At 72.0% G+C, this 21425-nt stretch carries 18 protein-coding genes and 1 pseudogene; 11 read left to right on the top strand and 8 right to left on the bottom strand.

Going from position 1 to position 21425, the window contains the following annotated elements:
- The first annotated feature begins 88 nt into the window (after positions 1 to 88).
- From ACFVYR_RS29880 to ACFVYR_RS29860, 5 genes are all read left to right on the top strand, one after another.
- Complete coding sequence (locus ACFVYR_RS29880; RefSeq protein ID WP_384256452.1) at positions 89 to 868, top strand: ArpA protein; 780 nt, start codon at positions 89 to 91, stop codon at positions 866 to 868.
- Positions 865 to 2193 (top strand): APC family permease, encoded by a 1329-nt coding sequence (locus tag ACFVYR_RS29875; protein ID WP_384256449.1) that lies wholly within the window; start codon positions 865 to 867, stop codon positions 2191 to 2193. Before ACFVYR_RS29880 ends, ACFVYR_RS29875 begins: the two co-directional genes overlap by 4 nt.
- Positions 2190 to 3176: an ornithine carbamoyltransferase gene (locus tag ACFVYR_RS29870; protein ID WP_384256447.1), complete on the top strand. Its 987-nt coding sequence runs from the start codon at positions 2190 to 2192 to the stop codon at positions 3174 to 3176. The genes ACFVYR_RS29875 and ACFVYR_RS29870 overlap by 4 nt, the downstream gene beginning before the upstream one ends.
- Entirely contained in the window at positions 3173 to 3937 is a 765-nt protein-coding gene (locus ACFVYR_RS29865) for an SDR family NAD(P)-dependent oxidoreductase (RefSeq protein WP_384256445.1), read from the top strand. The genes ACFVYR_RS29870 and ACFVYR_RS29865 overlap by 4 nt, the downstream gene beginning before the upstream one ends.
- A gap of 105 nt (positions 3938 to 4042) precedes the next feature.
- Positions 4043 to 4969, top strand: a complete 927-nt coding sequence (locus tag ACFVYR_RS29860; RefSeq protein WP_384256442.1) for an SMP-30/gluconolactonase/LRE family protein — start codon at positions 4043 to 4045, stop codon at positions 4967 to 4969.
- Positions 4970 to 4982: 13 nt separating this feature from the next.
- Here the strand turns inward: ACFVYR_RS29860 and ACFVYR_RS29855 are convergent, their stop codons facing one another.
- Together ACFVYR_RS29855 and ACFVYR_RS29850 are read right to left on the bottom strand one after the other, a co-directional pair.
- The gene (locus tag ACFVYR_RS29855) at positions 4983 to 6434 is read right to left on the bottom strand and encodes an MFS transporter (RefSeq protein ID WP_384256440.1); all 1452 of its coding nucleotides are present in this window, start codon (positions 6432 to 6434) and stop codon (positions 4983 to 4985) included.
- Positions 6431 to 7378 (bottom strand): nucleoside hydrolase, encoded by a 948-nt coding sequence (locus ACFVYR_RS29850; RefSeq protein ID WP_384256438.1) that lies wholly within the window; start codon positions 7376 to 7378, stop codon positions 6431 to 6433. The genes ACFVYR_RS29855 and ACFVYR_RS29850 overlap by 4 nt, the downstream gene beginning before the upstream one ends.
- A gap of 264 nt (positions 7379 to 7642) precedes the next feature.
- Here ACFVYR_RS29850 and ACFVYR_RS29845 point away from each other — a divergent pair, with 264 nt between their 5' ends.
- Positions 7643 to 8701, top strand: coding sequence for a LacI family DNA-binding transcriptional regulator (locus ACFVYR_RS29845; protein ID WP_384256435.1), 1059 nt, complete (start codon positions 7643 to 7645; stop codon positions 8699 to 8701).
- Positions 8702 to 8781: 80 nt separating this feature from the next.
- Here ACFVYR_RS29845 and ACFVYR_RS29840 read toward each other — a convergent pair whose 3' ends face one another.
- A complete protein-coding gene (locus ACFVYR_RS29840) occupies positions 8782 to 10125 on the bottom strand; it encodes a M64 family metallopeptidase (RefSeq protein ID WP_384256433.1) in 1344 nt (447 codons plus the stop codon).
- Between the two features lie 201 nt (positions 10126 to 10326).
- Between ACFVYR_RS29840 and ACFVYR_RS29835 the strand changes: the two genes are divergently transcribed.
- Both ACFVYR_RS29835 and ACFVYR_RS29830 read left to right on the top strand, forming a co-directional pair.
- A complete protein-coding gene (locus ACFVYR_RS29835; protein ID WP_384256431.1) occupies positions 10327 to 11724 on the top strand; it encodes a helix-turn-helix domain-containing protein in 1398 nt (465 codons plus the stop codon).
- A 124-nt stretch (positions 11725 to 11848) separates the two neighbouring features.
- Complete coding sequence (locus ACFVYR_RS29830) at positions 11849 to 13192, top strand: glycosyltransferase 87 family protein (RefSeq protein ID WP_384256428.1); 1344 nt, start codon at positions 11849 to 11851, stop codon at positions 13190 to 13192.
- Here the strand turns inward: ACFVYR_RS29830 and ACFVYR_RS29825 are convergent.
- The gene (locus tag ACFVYR_RS29825; RefSeq protein ID WP_384256426.1) at positions 13161 to 14243 is read right to left on the bottom strand and encodes a hypothetical protein; all 1083 of its coding nucleotides are present in this window, start codon (positions 14241 to 14243) and stop codon (positions 13161 to 13163) included. The two genes, ACFVYR_RS29830 and ACFVYR_RS29825, sit on opposite strands and share 32 nt — an antisense overlap.
- Before the next feature lie 229 nt (positions 14244 to 14472).
- Here ACFVYR_RS29825 and ACFVYR_RS29820 point away from each other — a divergent pair, with 229 nt between their 5' ends.
- Both ACFVYR_RS29820 and ACFVYR_RS29815 read left to right on the top strand, forming a co-directional pair.
- Positions 14473 to 15444 carry a TIGR01777 family oxidoreductase gene (locus tag ACFVYR_RS29820; RefSeq protein ID WP_384256425.1) on the top strand — a complete coding sequence of 324 codons (972 nt, stop codon included), beginning with the start codon at positions 14473 to 14475 and terminating at the stop codon, positions 15442 to 15444.
- Between the two features lie 124 nt (positions 15445 to 15568).
- A complete protein-coding gene (locus ACFVYR_RS29815) occupies positions 15569 to 16075 on the top strand; it encodes a hypothetical protein (RefSeq protein WP_384256422.1) in 507 nt (168 codons plus the stop codon).
- 31 nt (positions 16076 to 16106) lie between these two features.
- Here ACFVYR_RS29815 and ACFVYR_RS29810 read toward each other — a convergent pair whose 3' ends face one another.
- Together ACFVYR_RS29810 and ACFVYR_RS29805 are read right to left on the bottom strand one after the other, a co-directional pair.
- Positions 16107 to 17672 carry a carboxylesterase/lipase family protein gene (locus tag ACFVYR_RS29810; RefSeq protein ID WP_384256420.1) on the bottom strand — a complete coding sequence of 522 codons (1566 nt, stop codon included), beginning with the start codon at positions 17670 to 17672 and terminating at the stop codon, positions 16107 to 16109.
- Complete coding sequence (locus ACFVYR_RS29805) at positions 17669 to 18610, bottom strand: MBL fold metallo-hydrolase (protein WP_384256417.1); 942 nt, start codon at positions 18608 to 18610, stop codon at positions 17669 to 17671. Before ACFVYR_RS29805 ends, ACFVYR_RS29810 begins: the two co-directional genes overlap by 4 nt.
- A 188-nt stretch (positions 18611 to 18798) precedes the next feature.
- On the opposite strand from ACFVYR_RS29805, the pseudogene ACFVYR_RS29800 reads away from it, so the two are divergent.
- Positions 18799 to 19683: pseudogene (locus ACFVYR_RS29800) on the top strand (helix-turn-helix transcriptional regulator); the annotation flags it as partial.
- On the opposite strand, the gene ACFVYR_RS29795 reads toward ACFVYR_RS29800, so the two are convergent.
- On the bottom strand, positions 19609 to 20271 hold the full coding sequence (locus tag ACFVYR_RS29795) for a DinB family protein (RefSeq protein WP_384256415.1): 663 nt from the start codon (positions 20269 to 20271) through the stop codon (positions 19609 to 19611). The pseudogene ACFVYR_RS29800 and the gene ACFVYR_RS29795 overlap by 75 nt on opposite strands.
- Before the next feature lie 65 nt (positions 20272 to 20336).
- Positions 20337 to 21425 carry a PucR family transcriptional regulator gene (locus ACFVYR_RS29790; protein WP_384256413.1) on the bottom strand — a complete coding sequence of 363 codons (1089 nt, stop codon included), beginning with the start codon at positions 21423 to 21425 and terminating at the stop codon, positions 20337 to 20339.

Genomic DNA, 21425 nt, shown 5'->3' with positions numbered 1-21425 from the left:
TGGTCCCCACAGGACGACCCGGTAGGCTTCCGTCTTTGAAATAGGCCGAAGTGGCACACCCTCCTGCCGACGACGTTGGGAGCTGGTCATGCGACCGGACGAGCGGATCGGGGGCCTCGTTCAGTCCCTCTCGGAACACCTGGTCAGGAATGTCGAGGAACACCGCATCGAGGGAGCGCGCCGCGATTTCCTCCAGCGCGGATTCACCACCTTGCCCTTCCTCGCGCCTGACGATGTCAAAACCGCGATCGCGGACGAAATCGAAAGCCTCATCGAGGGACACGGCGTCCGCCGCGGAATGAGCTTCAAGGAGACCGGGCACACGCCCCGGCACATGCGCAATGTCCGCCACAAGGAAATACGCGAGCACGGTTCCGTCATCCCGGAGGTGTACGCCTCCGCGGATCTCCTCGGCGTATTGAGCAGAGTCGCCGGCGAGCCGGTGCTCCTGTGCCCTTATGAGCCGGAGCGGTATGTCATCACCGAGCTGGAGCAGTCCGGCGACACGCACGGATGGCACTGGGACGACTACAGCTTCGCGCTCGTCTGGATCGTCGACTGCCCGCCCGCCGAGCACGGCGGATTCGTCCAGTGCGTGCCCCGCACGTACTGGAACAAGGAGGATCCGCAGCTGCACCGCCAGTTCATCGCGCAGCCCATCCACTCCTTCGAACTACGGCCGGGTGACCTCTATTTGATGCGCACCGACACCACCCTGCACCGCGTCTACCCGCTGAGCCGCGGCCGTCGGCTCATCATCAACATGGGGTACGCCTCCCATGCCGACCTGCACAAACAGATCAGCCACGAGACCATGGACGGGCTCTGGCACGGCTCGCGCGAAGAACAGGCGGGACAGATCGTATGACGTCGGTCGAGGGGGCTCCCGCACAAGCGCCCGAGCCCCCTCAACTACCTCGCCGGCTGGGCACTCCAGGGCTCGTCGCCCACTACATCACCTCCGTCATGGGCGCGGGCGTCCTGCTGATTCCCTCTCTCGCCTGGGCCGAGGCAGGACCGCTGTCCCTCGTCGCCTGGGGGGTGCTGATCCTCTACAGCTACCCTTTCGCCCTCATCTTCGCGAAGTTGTCCGTACGGCATCCCACGAGCAAGGGCGTCGCCCAGTTCGTGGAAGCGGCGTTCGGGGTCCGGGCCGGCCGGGTCGCCGCCGTCTTCCTTCTCCTCACCCTGCTCGCCGGCAATCCGGTGCTGGGACTCGCGGCGGGCCGTTATCTGCTCTCGGCGGCCGATCCCACCGCCTCGAACCGGGCCGCTCTCCTCGCGGGCGCCGCCGTCATCGTGTTCTGTGTGGCGCTCAACCTCTGGGGAATCAAAGTGAGTACGCGCGCCCAGATGGTGGTTCTCGGCGCCGTGGTGCTGCTGCTGGTCGCGGTCATCTGCCTGGCCCTGCCCGAGGGGGACTACACACGCCTCACACCGTTCGCGCCGCACGGCTGGGGCGCCCTGGGCAGTACATTGCTCATCTGCTTCTTCGGCTTCATCGGCTGGGAGAACGCCGCCCCGGTGGCCGAGGAGGTGCGTAATCCCGGACACACCTTTCCCAAAGGCATTCTCTACGCCGTCAGTTGTGTGGGTCTCCTGTATTTCGCCATGGCGTTCACCGTCTCGGTGGCGCTGCCCGGGACCTCTGCGGGGCAGTCGGATCTGACGGCGTTCGTGCGACTTCTCGAAGTGGCCACCGGGGCGGGCCTGCAGCGCGGCGGATTTCTCGTCGCCGGAATTCTGCTGCTGCTCACCACCAACGCCTGGTGCCTCGGTACCTCGCGCGTCGTCTTCGCACTCGCCCGCGACCGCATCCTGCCCGCCGGGCTCAGCAGACTCTCCGCGCGGGGCAGGGTCCCGGCGCGCGCCGTCCTCGCGCTCCTGCCCGGCTACGCGGTGCCGGTCGTGCTCCTCCTGGTCACCGACTCCAGTGAGTCGACGCTCATCAAGGCGTCGTCGGCCACCTACGTGCTCATCTTCCTGATGGCCTTCCTCTCCGCCACCCGGCTGCTTCCCCGGGGCGGCATCGCGTACCTGAACCTGGCGGTCATCGCGGCCACCCTCGCCATGCTGCCCTTCTTCGGCAGCAGTCTCGGCATCGCGCTGGCGATGCTGCTCCTCTCCGTCATCGCCGAGCGGTGGCTGCGCAAGCGCGTCTCCCCACCCACCGAGACAGGAGTCCTCACGTGACCGCGCGACACATCCTGCGCATACAGGACCTCTCAGCCAACGAAATGTGCGCCCTGCTCGATCTCGCCGAAGCGATGAAGCGCGGCGACGACACACGCGCCCACCTGGCGGGCCGCTGCATCGGCCTGCTCTTCAACGTACCCTCCACCAGGACCAGGGTCTCCTTCCAGGTCGCCGCGTCCCAACTCGGCGCCCACAGCTACCCGTACGGGGTGGAGGAGCTCCGGCTCGCCAACCGCGAGTCGATCGAGGACACCATCGGCGTACTCAACCGCTACCTCGACGCGCTCGTGGTGCGCTGGTACGACATGAACGAGTACGGCGCGGGCCACGCCCGCCTGCGTGCGATGGCCGAACGGGCGACGATCCCCGTCATCAACGCACTCGACGACGAGGAGCACCCCTGCCAGGTGCTCGCCGACCTGATGACGCTGCGCGAACTGTTCGGGGCACAGGTACCGGACAAACGGATCGTGTACGCCTGGTCCTACTCGCCGCGCCAGAAGACCCCCGGCGTGCTGCACTCCTCCATGATGGCCGCCGCCGTCCTCGGCCACCGCATCACCGTCGCGCACCCGCCGGGCTTCGCCCCCGAGGAACGCGTGACCCGCGCCGCCCGGGCCGTCGCCGCCCGCACCGGCGCGCACATCGAGCTCACGCAGGACCTCGCGGAGGCCGTCGACGGGTGCGCCGCCGTGTACACCCTGAGCTGGAAGTCCCCCACGCTCGTCGGCCAGGAGGAGATCCGGGCGAGGACCCGGCTCGCGGACCGGTGGCGGATCACCGCGCCGCTGATGAGCCGGGCCGACGACGAGGCGGTGTTCCTCGACTGCATGCCCACCAACCGCGGCGAGGAGGTCGACGCCGAGGTCAAGGACGGACCGCGCTCGAAGATCTTCCAGCAGGCCGAGAACCGCCTCCACACCCAGAAGGCCCTGCTCACCCAGTTGTTCGACGGGACGCTCTCGGGAGGCGCGCGATGACGGATACACGGTCCGCCGTGCGCGTAGCGCTGGTCACGGGGGGCGGCGGCGGCATCGGCGGCGCCGTCTCGCGGCGGCTCGCCGACGCCGGCGCCCGGGTCGCGGTCGTCGACCGCGACCACCGGGCCGAGGCGGTGGCAGGAGCCATCCGCGACACCGGCGGGCACGCCGAGTCGTTCCTGTGCGACGTCTCCGCCGAGAGCGAGGTCGCGGCCCTCGTCGAGGAGGTCACCGGCAGGCTGGGCGGCATCACCGACGTGTGCTGTGTCGCGGGCAGCATCCGGCGCGGCACGGTGCCGGACCTCTCCCTCGAGGACTGGCACGGGTCCTTCGCGGACAACGTGGACTCCGTCTTCCTGGTGTGCCGGGCGGTGCTCCCGCTCATGGAGCGGGCCGGGCAGGGCCGCATCGTCACCGTCGCCTCCGGCTGGGGCCTGCGGGCGGGGGCGAAGGCCGCCGCGTACTGCGCGGCCAAGGCCGGTGTGGTGATGCTGACCCAGGCCATGGCGCTGGACCACAGCCCCGCGGGCATCAGGGTCAACTGCGTCGCGCCGGGCGACACCCGCACCCCCATGCTCGCCCGCGAGGCACGTCAACTCGGCCAGTCCGACGCCGAGTTCCTCGCCGAAGCGGCCGATCGCCCGCTGGGCAGGATCGGCACGCCCGAGGACATAGCCGCAGCGGTCGCCTTCCTCGCCGGGCCCGACGCCGACTTCATCACCGGTTCCGTGCTGACCGTCGACGGCGGCGGCAGCGTCTGAGAGCGTCCGGCTCCGCGGGACGGGCGTGCGGGGTCCACGTCGACCGTCGTGCCACACTCATGATCGACCGAACAACATGCACACCAAGGCCGCCAAGGGGTATCCATGTCCGGCGACGACAGCACTTCTCCGTACGAGATTCTTGACGAACGGTTCCGTACTGGAGGGTGCGCGAACGGGGACGACCGGTTCGAGAAGCTGTACGGGGGGTGCCGGTGGGCCGAGGGCCCGCTCTACCTGCCCGCCTGGCGCCAGCTGATCTGGAGCGACATCCCCAACGACCGGTTGCTGCGCTGGGACGAGACGACCGGCGGCGTCGCCGTCTTCCGGTCGCCCGCCGGGCACGTCAACGGCAACACCCTGGACCGCGAAGGCCGGCTGATCAGCTGCGAGCAGGGCAATCGCCGGGTCACCCGCACCGAGCCGGACGGCCGGATCACCGTGCTCGCCGACCGGTACGAGGGCAAGCGGCTGAACAGCCCCAACGACGCGGTCGTCCACTCGGACGGATCGGTGTGGTTCTCCGACCCGGACTTCGGGATCACCAGCGACTACGAGGGCTTTCGCGCTGAGCCTGAGATCGACGGCCTCAACGTCTACCGGGTCGACCCGTCGACGGGCGCGGTCCGCCTGGTCGCCGACGGCTTCGGCGCCCCCAACGGTCTCGTCTTCTCGCCCGACGAGCGGCAGTTGTACGTGTCCGACACCCGGGGCGGCCACATCCGGGTCTTCGACGTGCGCGAGGACGGCACGCTGTCCGACGGCGAGGTCTTCGCCGAGACGAAGGACGGCGTCAGCCGGTTCGACAACATCCGCTTCGACGACGGCGGCCGGTTGTGGGCCGCCGCCATCAAGGGCGGGGTGCACTGCTACGACCCCGACGGCACCCTCATCGGCCGCCTCCGGGTGCCGGAGCCGGTGTCCAACATCGCCTTCGGCGGTCCGAAGAACAACCGGCTCTTCCTCACGGCCACCAGTTCGCTCTACTCGCTGGTGATGTCGGTGACCGGGCTGCCGCGCGTGCGCGCCTGAGCGGCGCGCGCGCTCACTCCGTGGCTTCCGCCTCCACCGGCTTGGGGATCAGGAAGGATGTCGCGAAGGCCGCCGCGATGAGGGCGACTCCGGCGATCATGCCTGCCGTGTAGCCGGCGGGCGACGTCTTGTCGGCCGGTGCCGCGGCGGTCTGCACGGCGTACAGGACGGCGAAGCTGAGGCCCGCGCCCAGGTTGAAGGCGCCCGCGTTCAGGCCCGGCAGGAAGCCCGGATTCTCCTTCGGGGAGAGCACGATGCCGAGGCCGTTGAGGACGATGTTGCCGACGCCCGCGTAGGTGACGCCGATGAGGACCGATGTGACGAGCAGCAGCAGCCGTGAGTCGGCGTGCAGCGTGAACAGCATCAGGGCGACGGTCACGGCCGAGCCGATGAGGCCGAGGCGCAGGATGCGGCCGTAGCCGTACGTGGCGGCGAGGCGTCCGGCGAGGGGGCCCATGGCCAGGCCCGCGAGGGCGTACGGCGTCAGGGTCCACCAGGCGGACTGCTCGGCGCCCATGCCGAACCCCGCCTGGGCGTCCTGCGCGAAGGCGGGGATCATGCCGTTCATCACGGCGAACACGCCGGTCATGGTGAGGACCGTGGTGAGGAGCAGCGCCCAGGTGGAGCGCCGGCGCAGGTGCCGGGTGGCGACCAGGGGGTGGCTGCTGCGGTCCTCGGTGCGCCAGAACAGGGCGAAGGCGACGGCGCTCACCACGAAGAGGCCGACGACGAGGGGCCAGTTCGCGGCGCCGAGCTTGCCCGCCTCGTTCAGGGCGATCAGGGCCGCGCCGACCGAGACGACGAGGAGGGTCACTCCGGGCCAGTCCATCCGGGTGTCGGTGGTGTCGGCCGCCTTCGACTCGGGGGTGAGGGTGGCGACGAGGAGCGCGGCGATCGCCGCGACACCGGCCATCGCCCAGAACACCGACTGGAAGCCGTGGTGGTCGGCGAGGTAGCCGCCGGCCAGCGAGTCGAGCCCTGCGATGCCGCCGTTGACGGCGGTGATGACGCCGAGGAGGGTGCCGTACTTCTTCGGCTCGCGGACCTCGTTGCGCAGCATGATGAGGCAGAGCGGCACGGTGGGGCCCGAGACGCCCTGGATGACGCGGCCCGCGAAGAGCATCGGGACGCTTCCGGCGAGCGCTGCCACCACACAGCCGACGACCATCAGCGTCAGCATTCCGGCGAGCACCTTGCGCCGGCCGACGAGGTCGCCGAGGCGCGGCAGGAAGAGCGAGAAGAGCGCGGCCGAGGTGAAGAACGCGGTCTGGGTCAGGCCGACCTCGGCAGAGGTCGCCCCGAGGGAGTCCTGGATGTTCTTCAGGGCGGGGCTGAGCATGCTCGCGTTCAGCTGGAAGGCGAAGCAGGCCGCGAGGAGCGCGGCGACCAGGACCCCGACGCGGACCGGGCGCGATCCGCGGGCGCCGCCGGGGGCGGCGGCGGGTTCGGCGAGGGAGGCGTTCATGCGCGCACGTCACCGATCCGCTCGAGCGCGTCCACGATGAGGTCCCAGAAGCGCTGGTGGTCGAGGTCGACGGCGACCTGGGTGTGGCAGTCGTCGGGGGCGACGGCGCGGAGGTCCGTCACGGTCATGCCGAGCGTGAGGGTGCCGGTGAGCTCGATGTCCACGGGGGCCTTGCGGACGGTCATGACGCTGGGGTCGATGACGTACGCGACGGCGCAGGGGTCGTGGACCGGCGGGGCGTCGAATCCCTGGGCCTCCAGGTACATGGCGCCGAAGAAGTCGAGGAGCTCGTTCACGAAGAGCGCGGGGGCGGTGCCGACCTTGCCGATGCGCTCGATGACCTCGGGGGTGGCGAGGGCCTGGTGGGTGAGGTCCAGGCCGACCATGGTGACCGGCCACGACTCGTTGAAGACGATGTGGGCGGCCTCGGGGTCGATCTTGATGTTGAACTCGGCGACGGGGCTCCAGTTGCCCGTGTGGTAGCCGCCGCCCATGAGGACGACCTCGCGGACGCGCTCGACGATGCGGGGCTCCTTGCGGGCGGCCATGGCGATGTTGGTCAGGCCCGCGGTCGGGACGATGGTGATCTCGCCGGGCTCGTGCGCCATGACGGTGTCGATGATCAGGTCGACGGCGTGCCGCTCGTCCAGGGCCAGCGTCGGTTCGGGCATCACGGGGCCGTCGATGCCGCTCTCGCCGTGGATCTCCAGGGCCGTCTCGACGTCGCGCACCAGGGGGCGGACGCAGCCCGCGGCGAAGGGGACGCCGGTGATGTTCGCGATGCGGGCCACCGAGAGGGCGTTGCGGGTGACCTTCTCCAGCGTCTGGTTGCCCACCACGGTGGTGACGGCGACCAGCTCGACATCCGGGTTGCCGTGGGCCAGGAGCATGGCGATCGCGTCGTCATGTCCGGGGTCGCAATCCAGGATGATCTTTCGGGGCATCGCGGAACCTCTTTGTTCGGCTGAGCTGACGCTGCGGGAGCGAAAGCTCGGGAAAACGTTCTCCCAAGACTTTGTGCACCGGGGCGGATTATGTCAATGGCCGAAACCACACCCCGGCAAACGCGCCCGGAACGGACAGAGGCGACATCGGACCAACTGAGGCCCAACCAGACGAATTCACCACGAAGAAGAGGTCTGGTCGGGCCTGAGGCCCGCTGATAACGTTTGCCGAAACTTGGCCGGCTATCGAAGGGGCGGCGCGGCGTGGCCGACGTAACGCTGAGAGATGTGGCCCGGGTCTCCGGCTGCTCCGTCGCGACGGTCTCCCGGGTCCTGGCCGGCACGCGCCCCGTCGGCGCCGAGACCGCCCGGCGCGTCCGCGAGGCCGCCGACGCGCTCGGCTACCGGCCCAATCACGCGGCGCGGGCCCTGCGCAGCCGCTCGACGGGCACCGTCGGCCTCGTCCTGCCGCAGATCACGAACCCCTTCTACCCCGCGCTGGTACGGGAGTTGACGCATGCCCTGCACACCGAGGGCCGCGCCGTGCTCCTCGCCGACTGCGACGACGACCCGGTGGCCGAGGCCGAGTACATCGCCGACCTGCTGAGCCGGCAGGTCGACGCGCTCCTGGTGATCCCGGCGCACGAGGAGCGCAGCAGGGACGCGGTGGCGGCGGCGGCCGACCGGGTGCCGCTCGTCCTGATGGACCGGGGCTGCGGTCCTGCCGTCGCCGATTCCGTGGCGGTCGACAACTCGGCGGGCATGGCCCTGGTCCTCGATCATCTGGCCGCCACGGGCCGTCGCCGCGTCTGTTTCCTCGGTGCGACGGGGACGGCCTCCGCCGCGGCCGAGCGGCGCGCCGCCTACGCCGCCGGGGCCGGGGCGCTCGATCCCGGGGCGCCGGAGCGGGTGGCCCTCGGCGACTTCTCCGTGGAGTGGGGGCGCGCCGCCGTCGACGAGGTGTGGCCCGCCCGGCCCGACGCGCTGGTCTGCGCCAACGATCTGATCGCCATCGGGGCGCTGCAACGCCTGCAGCAGCTCGGCGCCGACGTTCCCGGCGAGGTCGCCGTCACCGGTTTCGACGACATCCCGATGGCGGCGCTCTCCGCCCCGGGCGTCACCACGGTCCGCCAGCCGGTGGCGGCACTGGCCGCCGAGGCGGCACGCCTCCTCGCCGGACGCCTCTCCGGCGGCGAGGACGGACCGCGCCGCGCGATACGGCTGACGCCGGAACTGGTGGTCCGCGAGTCGAGCGTGCGGGGCGGGACGGCCGTGGTCGCGGCGGGCGGGGGCTTGGGGCGACAGCGGGTCCCCACTCCGTAGAGGGGTGGGCGGGGCCACGTCGGTGGGTGGATTCCGCCCTCGTCGCACCGCCCACCCCGTGGCTCCGTGCCTTGGTCGGGTCAGCGCCTCACCCGCCACGTGAGCGAGTCGGTGAGCAGGGTGCGCAGTTGCGGATCGCGGACCGCCTCGGTCGGGTCGGTGGCGCGTACCGACACCGTGTGCGTGCGGCCGTCGGCCGGGGCACCGAGGGAGCGGGGCGTCACGACGGCGTCGTCCCTGGCACTCTTCGCCTCGCGGCCGTCGACGCTCCAGTGCAGCCGGATGCCGTCCGCCGCCCGCACGCGGAGCTTGTCGTCGCGCCGCACCACACCATCGGTGGACGTCTCCGCTGTCACGACGGACGCGTGCCGGTGGAAGCCCGCGATCATGGCCTCGCGGCCGGGCAGGTTGAACTGGCGGCCCAGGGTGCGCATGATCGAGTCCGCGGTCGGGCGGTAGAGCCCGCGGGGGTAGTAGCCGCCGCCCTCGTAGGCGCCGACCCTGCCGCCGTCGGGTGAGGCCTGGCCGATCCAGCGGTACCACTTCTTCTTCTGCGCGGTGAGCTGGGCGGCCGTCAGCTTGCTGGTGTTGGCCTCCCAGGGCTCGGCGCCCGTGTAGGTGCCGTACTCGTCGTAGAAGTACTCGTCGGCCAGCTTGCCCAGCGAGTGGCCGGTCTCATGGACGGCGACCTGGTCGGACTGCGCGTTGTCCGAGGAGGCGGTGGCGATGCCGTCGTAGCCGGACGGCGAGGTGATGTCGTTGTAGCCCGCGCCGCCGTACTTGGTGGAGTTCGCGAGGACGATGACGAGGTCGGGGTCCGCGGCCTTCGAGGCGTAGGACTCGACCTTGTTCGTGTCGACGCACAGCAGCCGTTCGATGCCGTCGCAGAAGAAGGCCGAGCCGAGCGCGGTGTCCTTGACGGTGCCGCTCGTCGGATCGCCGGAGACGCCGGACTGCCGGGAGACCGCGTCGACCGCCCACACGTTGAAGAGGCTCTTGTACGAGGCGTACGGCTCGACCGCGGAGATCTTCGCCCACTTGGCGCGCACGTCGGCGTGGAAGTCCGCCTGCTGGGACGAGGTGTAGCCGTCGCCGATGAAGACGACGTCGAGCTTGGTGCCGGTCGGGCCCGCCTGCACGATCGGCACGACGTCGCCGTCGCCCCTGATCTCCGCGCGCTCCTTCGGGGAGAGCGTCGGGGACGCGGGAACCTCGGTGTGCCGGGGGTGGGCGCCGGGCCCGGTGAAGTACTCGACGTGCTGGGTCTGTCCGGCGGTGGTTTCCGGGTCCGCCGCGGTGGCCGTGGCCGCGGGGCCGGTGGCGACGGCGGCTGCCGTGAGGGCGATGCCCGTGGCGAGGGCAAGACGCAGCGGTGAGCGTCTGACGCGGCCGGGCGTGCCGGGTATTCGGTCCGTGGGGGGCATGGGCGTCCTTTCGGGGTCCGCGACATACGCGATATAAATGGCGGGTTAAGCGGGGTTAATGCGCGGATCAACGTAGGGGCTGCCGGGGCGTCAGGCAATGGGTGCGGGCCAAGTAACTTGTGGGGCCGGGCGAGTTCCGGCCGCCGCCCCCGCTGGGCAGTGATGTGAAGCGACGTACGAAGTGGCGACGGAGAGGCAGCGGTGGCGCAGAACGTTTCCCGGGAGGGCACACGCCCCGACGACCCGGCCGAGATCGGGCGGCGCGTCCTGCGGCTGCGCGGTGAACGCGGCCTCACCCAGCGGCAGTTGGCCGAGCCCGCCTACACACCCGCGTACGTCTCCACACTGGAGTCCGGAAAGGTGCGCCCCTCCGAGGCCGCGCTGCGCCACCTCGCCGGGCGCCTCGGCGTCAGCTACGAGGAGCTGGCCACGGGCCGCCCCGCCCACCTGGCCGCGGGAATCCGGCTGCGACTGACCGACGCACGGCGCGCCCTGGCCACCGGTGCGCCCGAGGACGCCGCCGGGCTCTTTCGCGTACTGCACGAGGAAGCCGTCGAGCACGGGTTCGCCCAGGAGCAGGCCGACGCCCTGCTCGGGCTCGGCGACTGCCTCCTGGAGGCCGGTGAACTCACCGCGGCCCGGGACCGTTTCGCCGCCGCCGAACGGCTGCTCGCCGACGAGCCGCTGCCCCGCCGCGTACCGGCCGTCCGGGGCCGCGCCACCGCCCACCTGCTCACCGGTGAACTGCGCTACGCCTGCTACCTCCTGGAGAGCACCCTCGACGAGCTGAACGCCGCCGGGCTGCACGACCCGGACGCCCTGCTGCTTCTCTACACCGCGTCCATCGCCCCCTACATGGACATGGGCGCCCACGCGCGGGCCGCGCACGCCGCCGAACTGGCGCTCGCGCTAGCCCCGCGCGTGGCCGATCCCGCGCTCGTCGCGGGCATGCACCGAGGGGTGGCCCGCACCCTCATCGCCGAGGGCCGCATCGCCGAGGCCGACGCGTCCTTGGCCAAGGCCCAGGAGCTCTACCGGCAACTGCAGATCCGCACCGAACTCGCCCACTGCCACTGGATGCGCGGCTATGTGCACGCCCAGGACGGCGACCTGGAGCAGGCGGAGGGTGAGCTGCGGAAGGCCCGCGAGATCCTCGCCTCCAAGCGGGCCGCGCTCTTCACCGAGCAGGTGGAGGTCGAGCTGGCCGACGTGCTGCGGCGGCGCGGCAAGGCCGAGGAGGCGGAGGCGCTGCTGCGGCCCCTGCTCGCCTCGGGCGGGGGCGCGGAAGGGCAGACCGGGCCGCTCGGCGCCGGACGCGGAGCGGTGCACGCGGGCGGGGCGCACCGGCTGCTCGGACTGATCGCCGAGGAGCGGGGCGACACTGAGGCGGCCGAGGAGCACTACTGCGCGGCGCTGTCCCTGCTCGAACGCTCCAGCGCGGTCGGCGACTTGGCGGACCTCTGCCGCCTCCTGGGCGATCTGCGGCGCCGCGCCGGCCGGGTGGAGGCCGCGATGGACGCGTACCGCACGGGCCTCGGGCACCGGGCCGCGCCCGGCACGACCACGCTGGGACCGGCGCCCGCCGCTCCCCCGATGTGAGCTCCACGCCCCTCGACGTGAGCTCGGCGCCGCATTGAGCCGCAAGGTGGACAATTCGCTACGATTGGGACGGCGGCGCGTAGGGTGAGCCCCTGTTGTCGCACTACTGCCAACAGGGATGGTCATGCGCCGCCTGCACCCCACCGACCCGGTCACCGACAAGGCGGGCTCCAGGGCCTGGACGGTGGGCGCGGGCGCCCTCGTACTCGCGGTGGCGGGGTTCGGGATCCACCTCGCCTGCCGGCTGACCGAGCGGGCGTACCGCTGGCACCAGCGCGACGCCACCGTGTACTTCGACGCGACGCGCCATCTGTTCGACGGCGGTCCCGGGCTGTACGGCACCCCGTACGGAGCGAGCCGACTCCCTTTCACCTACCCGCCGTTCAGCGCCCTGGTGTTCCGCGTCCTCGGCTCCGTCGGATGGCAGAGCTTCCGCGTGCTGCTTCCGGCGCTGACCCTCTTCGCGCTCGGTGCCGCGCTGCACCGCATGGCTCGTACCCTCCCCCCGTCGGCGACCTGGCCCCCGGCGCGGCGTCTGGCGCTCGTGCTGGCCGTGACCGCGGTCTGCTTGTGGCTCACTCCGGTGTACCTCACGTTTCAGGCCGGGCAGATCAACCTGTTCCTCCTGGCCCTGGTGGTGTGGGACTTCAGCCTGCCGACGGGTTCACGGTGGAAAGGGGTCGGGGTGGGGCTCGCCGCGGGTCTGAAGGTCACCCCGGCCATCTTCATCGTGTACCTGCTGCTCACCCGGCGCGGACGCGCGGCCGCCACGGCCGTCGCCACCACCGCGGCCACCGTGGCGGTGGGAGCCCTGTTCCTGCCGGGGGCTTCACTGCACTACTGGACCGCCTTGGGCGACCTCAGCAGTGAGGCGACCGGCCGCGGGAGGATCAACCTCGCCGCCACCCACAACCAGTCCCTCAACGGCCTCATCCTGCGCACCCTCGGCGACGCGCCGTTCCCCCACGCGCTCTGGGTGCTCGCCGTCTGCCTCACGGCTGTCGCGGGCCTCGCCTGTGCCGCGGCGGTCAGCCGCCGGGGCCACGACCTGTGGGGCATGGTGCTGTGCGCCACGACAGCGGTGCTCGTCTCCCCGCTCTCCTGGGCCCACCACTGGGTGTGGGTCGCTCCCGCCTTGCTGCTCCTGGTGGCGCGCGGGGCCGCGGCGCCCCGGCGGGCGACGGCAGGCGGCCTGTACGCGGCAGCGGCGGCCCTGTGGTGCTGGTACGCCGCCTGGCCCGTCCCCCTCCCGGAGGACCCGCCCAAGCTGAGCCCCGCGGGAATCATCGCCCTGCCGACCGGACCGCTCCCGGGCTCCCTGGCACACGTGTGGGCCTTCACGCACGAGAACGCGTACGTCGTCACCGGGCTGCTGGCCATCACCGTCACCGGCGTCCGCGTGCTCGCCCGCGCCGTCCAGGAGCGTGGCAGGCTGGTCAGCCCGGAGGACTCGTACGCCCCTCACTGACGCCTTCCACCACCCCGGCCGAGGCCGCGGCTCCGTCCCCGGCCTCAATGACCCAGCTGCCTCGGGCCTGCACCCGGTACACGCCGGGCCCCGGCAGATGGAGCGCCAGGTTGGTGTCGCCCTTGCCGCGGGCCACCTCTGTCCGGTCGGCGAGGGCATCGTCCAGGGGCACCAGTCGTACGTTGCCGCGCCCGCGGTGCCGCAGCACGGCCGGGCCGCCGCGGCCCTCGTACCGGATCAGGTCCCCGCCGCGCCCGTGGATGCGATCGGTGAACTCCGGTACGGCGTCGACCGGTTCGACCCACGCCTCCCAGTCGACCCCGGTTCCGTCCTGCGACTCCACCTGGAAGCGCACCACTTCGCGGTCGCCCGAGCGCGGTAGCGGCACTCTTGCGCACACCGGCGCGCAGCCGTCGCCCAGTACGTAACGCATGCGCTGGTTCTTGCGCAGCAGCAAGGCAACGGCCAGTTGCCTGCCGTTGTCGCTCCGCACCACCAGCACGGCGGGCCGTCCCGCTGCCGGCAGCCGCACCCGGGCGACCCCGGGCCCCGGCCCATGCACCCGCTCGCCCGCCTCGGCCCGGTCGGCATCCCGCGCGTCCCTTGGCCGCCGGAACGCGGCCTCGCGCTCCACGCACCGGGACGCGGCGAACACCCGCCCCCTCCCGCTGTGCGAGTCCTCGATCCGCACCCCGCACGCGGCGCACACCGCGACATTGCGGGCAGCGCCGTCCACCGGGGTCCAGGGCAGCTCTCGCTCGGCTCGCCCGTGCCGGGCGTCGAAGAAGCACAGCGGCAGCCGGCGGGGCAGCGGCAACCCGGCACGCCGGGCGTCGAGGCAGGCCAGCGCGTGCCATCCATCGTCCAGTGCCCGCAGCACGTCGAGGGCGTCCTCCCGGTCCCGGTCCCCGGTGAAGGCGCGCTTGGCCTCGTCGTACGCGTTCAGGGCCCGACCCAGGTCGGCGCGCATGCCGTCGGTCGACCCCGGTTCCCCCGGCGAGAAGTCGTGCTCGTCGAGCGCGACCCCGAACGCGGTGATCCGGGCCTCCACCTCGACGAGATCCTCCCTCGCCCGGCGTCGCGCCGCCCCTGTGAACCATCCAACGAGCCGCGCCCGGACATGCCCGCCCCCGGCCATGCAACCACCCCCTCACCGCTGATCATAAGTGGGGGCGCCTGCTTCACCTCGCGTCGCGTGGCGGAGAATTGTTTCGGCACCACGCAACGACGGGCGGCGGACGGCCGTCCACCCGTACCGGCTGTCGCGTCAAGGAGGCCCCATGAAGGTCGTACTGCCCGGAGGAACCGGACAGGTGGGCACGGTCCTCCACCGGGCGCTGACGTCGGCGGGCCACGAGGTCACGGTGTTGACCCGGCGCCCCGTCCGGGCGCACGAAGTCGGCTGGGACGGAGCCACGCTCGGCCGCTGGACCGAGACCATCGACGGCTGCGACGCGGTGGTCAATCTGGCCGGGCGCAGCGTCTCCTGCCGCTATACGGCCGACAACCTGCGGGCCATGATGGCCTCCCGGGTGGATTCCGCGCGGGTGGTCGGCGAGGCGATCGCCGCCGCCGCCCGGCCGCCGCGCGTCTGGCTGCAGATGAGTACGGCGACGATCTACGCCCACCGTTTCGACGCGGCGAACGACGAGGCGACCGGAGTGCTCGGCGGTTCGGAGGCCGGGGTCCCCGACTACTGGGCGTACAGCGTCAGGATCGCGGAGAACTGGGAGCGGGCGCAGGCCGAGGCGGCGACACCCGGCACACGCAAGGTGGCGCTGCGCTCGGCGATGGTCATGAGCCCGGACCGCGGCGGGGTGTTCGACGTGCTGTCGCGGCTGGCCCGCCTCGGCCTTGGAGGGCCGGTCGCGGGCGGCGCGCAGTACGTCTCCTGGATCCATGGTGAGGACTTCGTGCGCGCGGTGGAGTTCCTCATCGACCGGGACGACCTCGACGGGCCGGTGAACCTCGCCGCTCCCGGCCCGCCGCCCCACCGTGACTTCATGCGGACGCTCCGCAGGGCCTGGGGCGTTCCGGTGGGCCTGCCTGCGACGCGATGGATGGCCGAGCTGGGGGCCTTCGCGCTCCGCTCGGACACGGAGCTGCTGCTCAAGAGCCGCCGGGTGGTGCCGGGCCGGCTGCGCGCGGCCGGGTTCGCCTTCACTCGGCCCGAGTGGGGGACGGCGGCCACGTCCCTCGTGCGGCGCACCAGGGCGGCGCGGGCGCGTGAGCCGCGGCGGACCGGACAGTGACCGCGCGGGCTGCCCGGCCCGGCGGACCGACCCTGCGAGGGGCGCCGACCCCCGCTGCGGTGCCGACCGGTACGATCTCCCGTCGGAATCGGGAAGATCACGGGGAACACGGGGAGACAGCGCCATGCCGGAAGCCGTATCCAAGCAACAGCAGGCCGCACTGAGCCAGTTGGCGCCGGGCGAGCAGCTCCTCTCCTACGGGATCGTCGTCCCGGTGAAGAGTGCCGAAGGCATCAAGATCAAGCATGGCAAGGCCGGCGGGAAGCTCGGCGAACACCTGATGCACCGGTACGGCGCCCAGTCCGGCGGTGCGCAGAGCATCGCGGCGGCCATGCCGCCCAGCTCCGGCGCGCTGCTGATGCGGGTGACGGATCAGCGGGTCGGCCTCGTACGGCCCCTGGACGGCGCCCCCGTCTGGGAAATCCCCCGCACCTGGGTCGCCCGCGTGGAGCGCCGCCCCCGCCTCCAGCTCATGGCCCGCTTCCGGCTCCACTACGCGGACGGCACCTGGCTGGCCTTCTTCACCGCGCGCCGCCGCACGATCGAGGCCTTCGGCACCGCCCTGCACGACAACGGTGGTACCGACGGCACCGGCGGCGGCGCCAACGGCGGCTGGCCCGGAACCGCGTAGCTCCTGGAGACAGCGGGAGCACCGCCCCCGCTCACCTCGCCGCCTCCCAGGCCCGGCGCACATCGCCGCGCGGGTCCTCCTGTACCGCCCAGCGGTCTCCGATCACCATCGTGCTCCGACTGCGCGTGTCGTACGCGGCCCAGCCGGGGTCGCCGGTGCGTGCGAAGCGTACCCAGGCGGCGTGCGTACGGGCGGCCAGGTCGGGGGGAGGGCTGCCGGTGCCGAACAGCGCGTCGGTTCCCCGCAGTTGGTCCGGGACTCTACCGAAGACGAAGGGCAGCTCCATCGTGTGGGTGGCGCCGAGCAGGCCGTCGAACGCCTGGGAGCGCCAGTCGAAGTGGTAGGCGTACGTCGCGCCGGGTGAACGGTCGGCGTGCGCGTCGGCCAGGGCCCAGCTTCCCGCACCGAACAGCGCGTCACCCATGATCGCCGAGCGCAACTGCCCCGGTGTGGCGTCGGGGTGCGCGGCGCGGTAGGTGGCGGTGAGCGCATCCGGTTCGGGGTGCGAGCGTTCGGCGGCGGCCCGGACGTCGGCCGTGGTCGAGGTGGTGTAGGCGCCGGAGGGCACGAGGTAGAGGTTGCCCTCCTCGGCGTTGGTGCCGATGAGGAGGTCGATGTCGAGGCTGCCGTGCCCGGCGGCGAAGGTATCGACTGGCTGGCGTTCGGCCACCACGCTGAAGGGGCTCAGCCCGAGCAGCGGGTCGTACGCGGTCGCGGTCCGCAGGTCGATCCCGCCGAGCAGGGAGGCGGCTTCGACCAGACGTGTGTCGGGGACGGCTTCGAAGGCGTCGGCGTGCGGCGCGATGCCCAGGGACGCTGCCGCCGTGCGTGTGACCCGGGTGGCCTGTTCGGGATCGAAGGCGCCCAGAGCGCTGCCGCTCTGCACGATGGCGCGCCGGACCAGACCCCTGCTCTCCGGCGCCGCGATGACGGCTCCCGTGAGGGTGGCGCCCGCGGACTGGCCGAACAGCGTCACCTGATCGGGGTCGCCCCCGAACGCGGCGATGTTCCTGCGCACCCAGCGCAGGGCGGCGAGTACGTCGAGGAGTCCCCGGTTGCGCGGGGCTCCGGGCAGGTCGAGGAAACCGGCCATGCCGAGGCGGTAGTTGACGGTCACCAGGACGATTCCGTCGCGCGCGAACGCGGTGCCGTCGTACAGGCTCGCCCTGGTCGAGCCCGCCACGAAGCCTCCACCGTGCACGAAGACCATGACAGGGAGGGCCCTACCCCGGACCCGGGACCCGTCCCGGTCCCGGTGTTGTTCCTCGGGAGGGTCGGGGGCCCATATGTCGACGGTGAGGTAGTCCTCTCCGTGGATCCAACCGGGTCCGAAGTAGGGCGACATGTCGATCGCGCCGAGGTTCCGGGGAGCCTGTGGCGCGGTCGGGCCCGCCGCCGTCGCGTCCCGGACGCCGCCCCACGGGGCGTGCGGTTGTGGCGCGGCGAAGCGGCCGGTCCGGGCCGGGGGCGCGGCGTACGGGACGCCTCGGAAGACCGTGACGCCCCCGTGCCGCGCACCGGCCACGGCTCCCTGCGCGGTGGTCACGGTGCGGAGGGCGCCGGAATGGCCGCTGCCCGGGCGGTTCTCGCTGGTCATGCGTTCGCCGCCTGACCCTCGTACTCCTCCGACCGCACGTACGGCGTGAAAGGAGCCCACCCCTTGATGGCGAACCCGCTGCCCGCACGCTCGACCTCGGCGGCGCCGTGGCCACCCAGATGTGCGGGAACGACGAGCGCGTTGTGGTCGGCGGCCCAGCCCAGAATCCTTCGGCGCGTGGCGCGGGCGGCGACGGGGTCCTCGCAGAAGCAGCTGTTGTGGTCCGGGTCGACGAGCTGGACGGGACTGTGCAGCAGATCCCCCACGAAGACCGCGCGGTCCGTGCCGCTGGTGAGGGTGAGGACGCTCGACCCGGGGGTGTGCCCGGGAGCCGCGTCGAGGCGCAGATTGGCGTCGATGCGGTGGCCCCTCTCCCACAGGCGCGCCTGCCCGGCCCGGTGCACGGGGGCGACACTGTCCTCGAAGACGTTCTGGTTTCCGCGGCCGAGCACGCTCTTGTGGCCGTTCTCGGGGTTCCAGAAGTCGTAGTCGTCCTTGGGCAGCAGGTAGGTGGCGTTCGGGAAGGTGGGGACCCAGTCCCTGCCGTCCAGGCGGGTGTTCCAGCCGACGTGGTCGACGTGCAGGTGGGTGTTGATCACGATGTCGACGTCCTCGGGCGTGACGCCCGCGCGCGCCAGACCGGCGAGGAAATCGGTGCGCAGGTGGCGCCACACCGGGGAGTACGGACGTTCCTTGTGGTTGCCGACGCCGGTGTCGACGAGGATGGTCCTGCCCTCGCTGCGCAGCAGCCAGCTCTGGACCGCGGAGTTGACGATGTTCGTCCGCGGGTCGAGGAAGTGCGGCGCGTGCCAGGCGTCGGTGTCTCTCCAGGCGGCCTCCGGGCTGGTGGGGAGGAAGGCGTCGGGCGTCATGTCGACCGGGCCGTAGTACTCCTTGACGCGAGTGACGGTGACGTCGCCGAGTTCGATCTGTTCCATCGGGTTGCTCCATGGCCGGGGCCGGGTTCTGAGGTTCTGAGCTTCTGGGGTTCTCGGGTCCTGAGGTCCTGAGGTCCTGAGGTCCTGATCGCCACCGTCGCCTTGTCGCCGCACGTCGGCCAGACCCGCCGCTGCCTACCCCCGGCAGGGTCAGGCTGCCGCGCGCCGGTCGATGCAGACTGGGGCGCATGAGCGAACGAGGACGGTTGGGCGACTTCCTGTACGCGCGCCGCGCCCGGCTCCGCCCCGCCGACGTCGGCCTGAAGGACTACGGCGACCGGCGACGGGTGGCGGGCCTGCGCAGGGAGGAGCTCGCGCTGCTCGCCGGCGTCAGCGCCTCGTACTACACGAGGCTGGAGCAGGGACAGTCGGTGGGGGCGTCACCGGAGATCCTTGACGCCGTCGCGCGGGCTCTCTGCCTGGACGAGGCGGAACGCCGGCACCTGCGGGACCTCGCCGAGGCCGGGCGACGGCGGACTCCGGCCCGTCGGCCGCGGGCGGAGCGGGCGGGGGCCGCCACGCTTGAGCTCCTGAGCACCCTGGAGAGCGTGCCGGCACTGATCACCGGTCGCCGCAGCGACGTGCTCGCCTGGAACCGGCTGGGGCACGCGCTGTTCGCGGGGCATCTGAGCCCGGACAGCCCCGAGCGCGCGGCGGAGCGCCCCAATCTCGCCAGGATGCTCTTCCTCGATCCGCACACCCGCGCGTTGTACGCCGACTGGACGGCGAAGGCCAAGGCCGTCGTCGAGAATCTGCGGATGGTGGCGGGACGGCACCCCGACGACACATTGCTCAGCTCACTGATCGGCGAACTCACTGTCAATAGTCCGGAGTTCGCGGCGATGTGGTCCGGCCACGGGGTGAGCCCCTGCGCCTTCGCCGGCTACGAGATGCGCCACCCCCTGGTCGGCACGCTCACCGTGACCCAGCAGAGCCTGAGCCTCCCCCAGGAGGAGCATCAGCACCTGGTACTGGCCGTCACCGAACCGGGCTCACCGTCACGCGAGGCCGTGCGGCTCCTCGCCCAGGCGGCCACGCCGCCCGCCTCTGCCCAGTCGAGCGGCGAACGGCCCGCCCGCTCCGTCCGCGACGGCTGCTTCGGCGGCCCGCTCGATCGCCGTACGCCGGGCTGCCCAGAAGGCCGCGTCGCGCTCTGAAGCAGCGTTCCCCGGAACCGCCCCCGTGGAGCCGTCGAGTTCTTCGCGCAGGATGTCGGCGTGCCCGGCATGCCGACTGGTCTCGGTGAGCACGTGGACCAGGATGTTGAACAGCTTCACGTCGGGCCGCGGCCACCAGGGCACATGACCCGGGGCGTCGATGGCGAGGGCGGTGATCGTCGCGTCCGAGTGCCGCCACGCACGCCGGTAGCGGTCGACGATCTCGGCGCGCGTCTCGTGCTCGCTCGCCCACATGTCCGTGCCACCCTGCTCCGCGTCGTCCCAGCGGGGCAGCGCCTCCGGGAACGGCCGGCCGAAGACCTCGCCGAAGTACCTGGATTCCCAGAGCGCCAGGTGTTTGACCAGGCCGAGGAGGTTGGTCCCCGTCACGGTCAGGGGGCGGCGGATGTCGTACTCGCCGAGCCCGTCGAGCTTCTGGAGCACCGCTTCGCGCATCACTCGCAGGTCGTTGTGCAGGTACTGCTTCGCGAAATCATCGATCACGGGGCAGGAGCCTGTCAGGCGCTTACCAGGGCGGCAAGGGGCGCGTACGCAGAGACCGCCCCCTCTCACTCGTCGAGCAGCCGCCACGCGGTGAGCGCCAGCCTCGCCCGGAGAAGGCCGGTGGGATCGGTCAGGTCGAAGCCCAGGGTCTTGCCGATCTGTTCGAGTCGGCGGGCGACGCTGCTGTGGTGCAGATGGAGGCAGTCCGCGGCGCGGCGCAGGGAGCCCGTGGCGCAGTAGGCCTCCAGTGTCTCCAGGTCCTCCGGGCGGGCTGCCGCGCCGGCCATCGCGGCCACGTCGGCGTTGTCCCGCACGGCGTCCTGCGGAACCTGCGCAAGGAGCGCGAGCGCGCCCAAACCGTCGTGCGGGACGACCGGTCGGCGCGCGGTGGCGAAGCGGAGGGCGGTGCGGGCTTCGCGCCAGGAGCGGTCGGGGCTTCCCGCGGCGCCGATGCCCGCGCGTACCCCCGCAGGGAACAGTGCCTGGTCGACGGTGGTGGCCAGGATGACGCCCACGTCGGCGAGCGGCGCCGCCTTCACCGGGCGGGCCGGGCAGATCAGACCGCCGATCCGGTCGAGCGGAAGCCGCGACCGTACGGCGACGACGCGGACCGGCAGCCCTGCGGCGAAGCCGAGCAGGCGCAACGCACGGGCCCTGGCCGCCTCTTCGCTGTCGGAGCTGATGGCCAGCTCCACCAGGGCGGGGTCGGCCATGGTGGTGCGAGCCGGACCGTACCGTTCGACCGCCGCCGCGACGGCGATGGCGAGCCGGTCCAGGAGTACGTCGTCGAGCGGCCCGGGCGGTCCTGGCTCGACGAGCGGGCTGGGCTCGGCGAGCGAACCGGACGCATCCGGCGGGCCCGCGCGTTCCAGCCACACCGTGCCGATCTCCTCGTCGTCGAGAGTGACCGGCGCCGACAGGGACTCGGGCCCCGGCGGTCCTGCCGCCGGCGTGCCCTCCGGTGAGAAGCGGACCGCCCGCTCCGCACCCGAAAGCCGCACCCCCACCACGCATTCGGCCAGTCCCGCCGAGGACCGGACGAGCGCCGGGATGTCCACCCTGCGGCGCATCAGCGTGTCGTAGAACTGGACGACACGGATCGCGCCCTGCACGTGGGAATCCAGGTGCGACAGCCGTTCGGCGAGAGCCTCCAT

This window comes from Streptomyces sp. NPDC058284, from assembly GCF_042881135.1.
Taxonomy (GTDB): Bacteria; Actinomycetota; Actinomycetes; order Streptomycetales; family Streptomycetaceae; genus Streptomyces.
This window is presented reverse-complemented; position numbering and strand designations above follow the sequence as displayed.

Coding starts and splice junctions, on each gene's coding strand:
- ACFVYR_RS29875 (WP_384256449.1), top strand. CDS start 865: ATGACGTCGGTCGAGGGGGCTCCCGCACAAGCGCCCGAGCCCCCTCAA.
- ACFVYR_RS29840 (WP_384256433.1), bottom strand. CDS start 10,125: ATGCCCCCCACGGACCGAATACCCGGCACGCCCGGCCGCGTCAGACGC.
- ACFVYR_RS29810 (WP_384256420.1), bottom strand. CDS start 17,672: ATGACCAGCGAGAACCGCCCGGGCAGCGGCCATTCCGGCGCCCTCCGC.
- ACFVYR_RS29880 (WP_384256452.1), top strand. CDS start 89: ATGCGACCGGACGAGCGGATCGGGGGCCTCGTTCAGTCCCTCTCGGAA.
- ACFVYR_RS29860 (WP_384256442.1), top strand. CDS start 4,043: ATGTCCGGCGACGACAGCACTTCTCCGTACGAGATTCTTGACGAACGG.
- ACFVYR_RS29830 (WP_384256428.1), top strand. CDS start 11,849: ATGCGCCGCCTGCACCCCACCGACCCGGTCACCGACAAGGCGGGCTCC.
- ACFVYR_RS29820 (WP_384256425.1), top strand. CDS start 14,473: ATGAAGGTCGTACTGCCCGGAGGAACCGGACAGGTGGGCACGGTCCTC.
- ACFVYR_RS29815 (WP_384256422.1), top strand. CDS start 15,569: ATGCCGGAAGCCGTATCCAAGCAACAGCAGGCCGCACTGAGCCAGTTG.
- ACFVYR_RS29855 (WP_384256440.1), bottom strand. CDS start 6,434: ATGAACGCCTCCCTCGCCGAACCCGCCGCCGCCCCCGGCGGCGCCCGC.
- ACFVYR_RS29790 (WP_384256413.1), bottom strand. CDS start 21,425: ATGGAGGCTCTCGCCGAACGGCTGTCGCACCTGGATTCCCACGTGCAG.
- ACFVYR_RS29805 (WP_384256417.1), bottom strand. CDS start 18,610: ATGGAACAGATCGAACTCGGCGACGTCACCGTCACTCGCGTCAAGGAG.
- ACFVYR_RS29850 (WP_384256438.1), bottom strand. CDS start 7,378: ATGCCCCGAAAGATCATCCTGGATTGCGACCCCGGACATGACGACGCG.
- ACFVYR_RS29865 (WP_384256445.1), top strand. CDS start 3,173: ATGACGGATACACGGTCCGCCGTGCGCGTAGCGCTGGTCACGGGGGGC.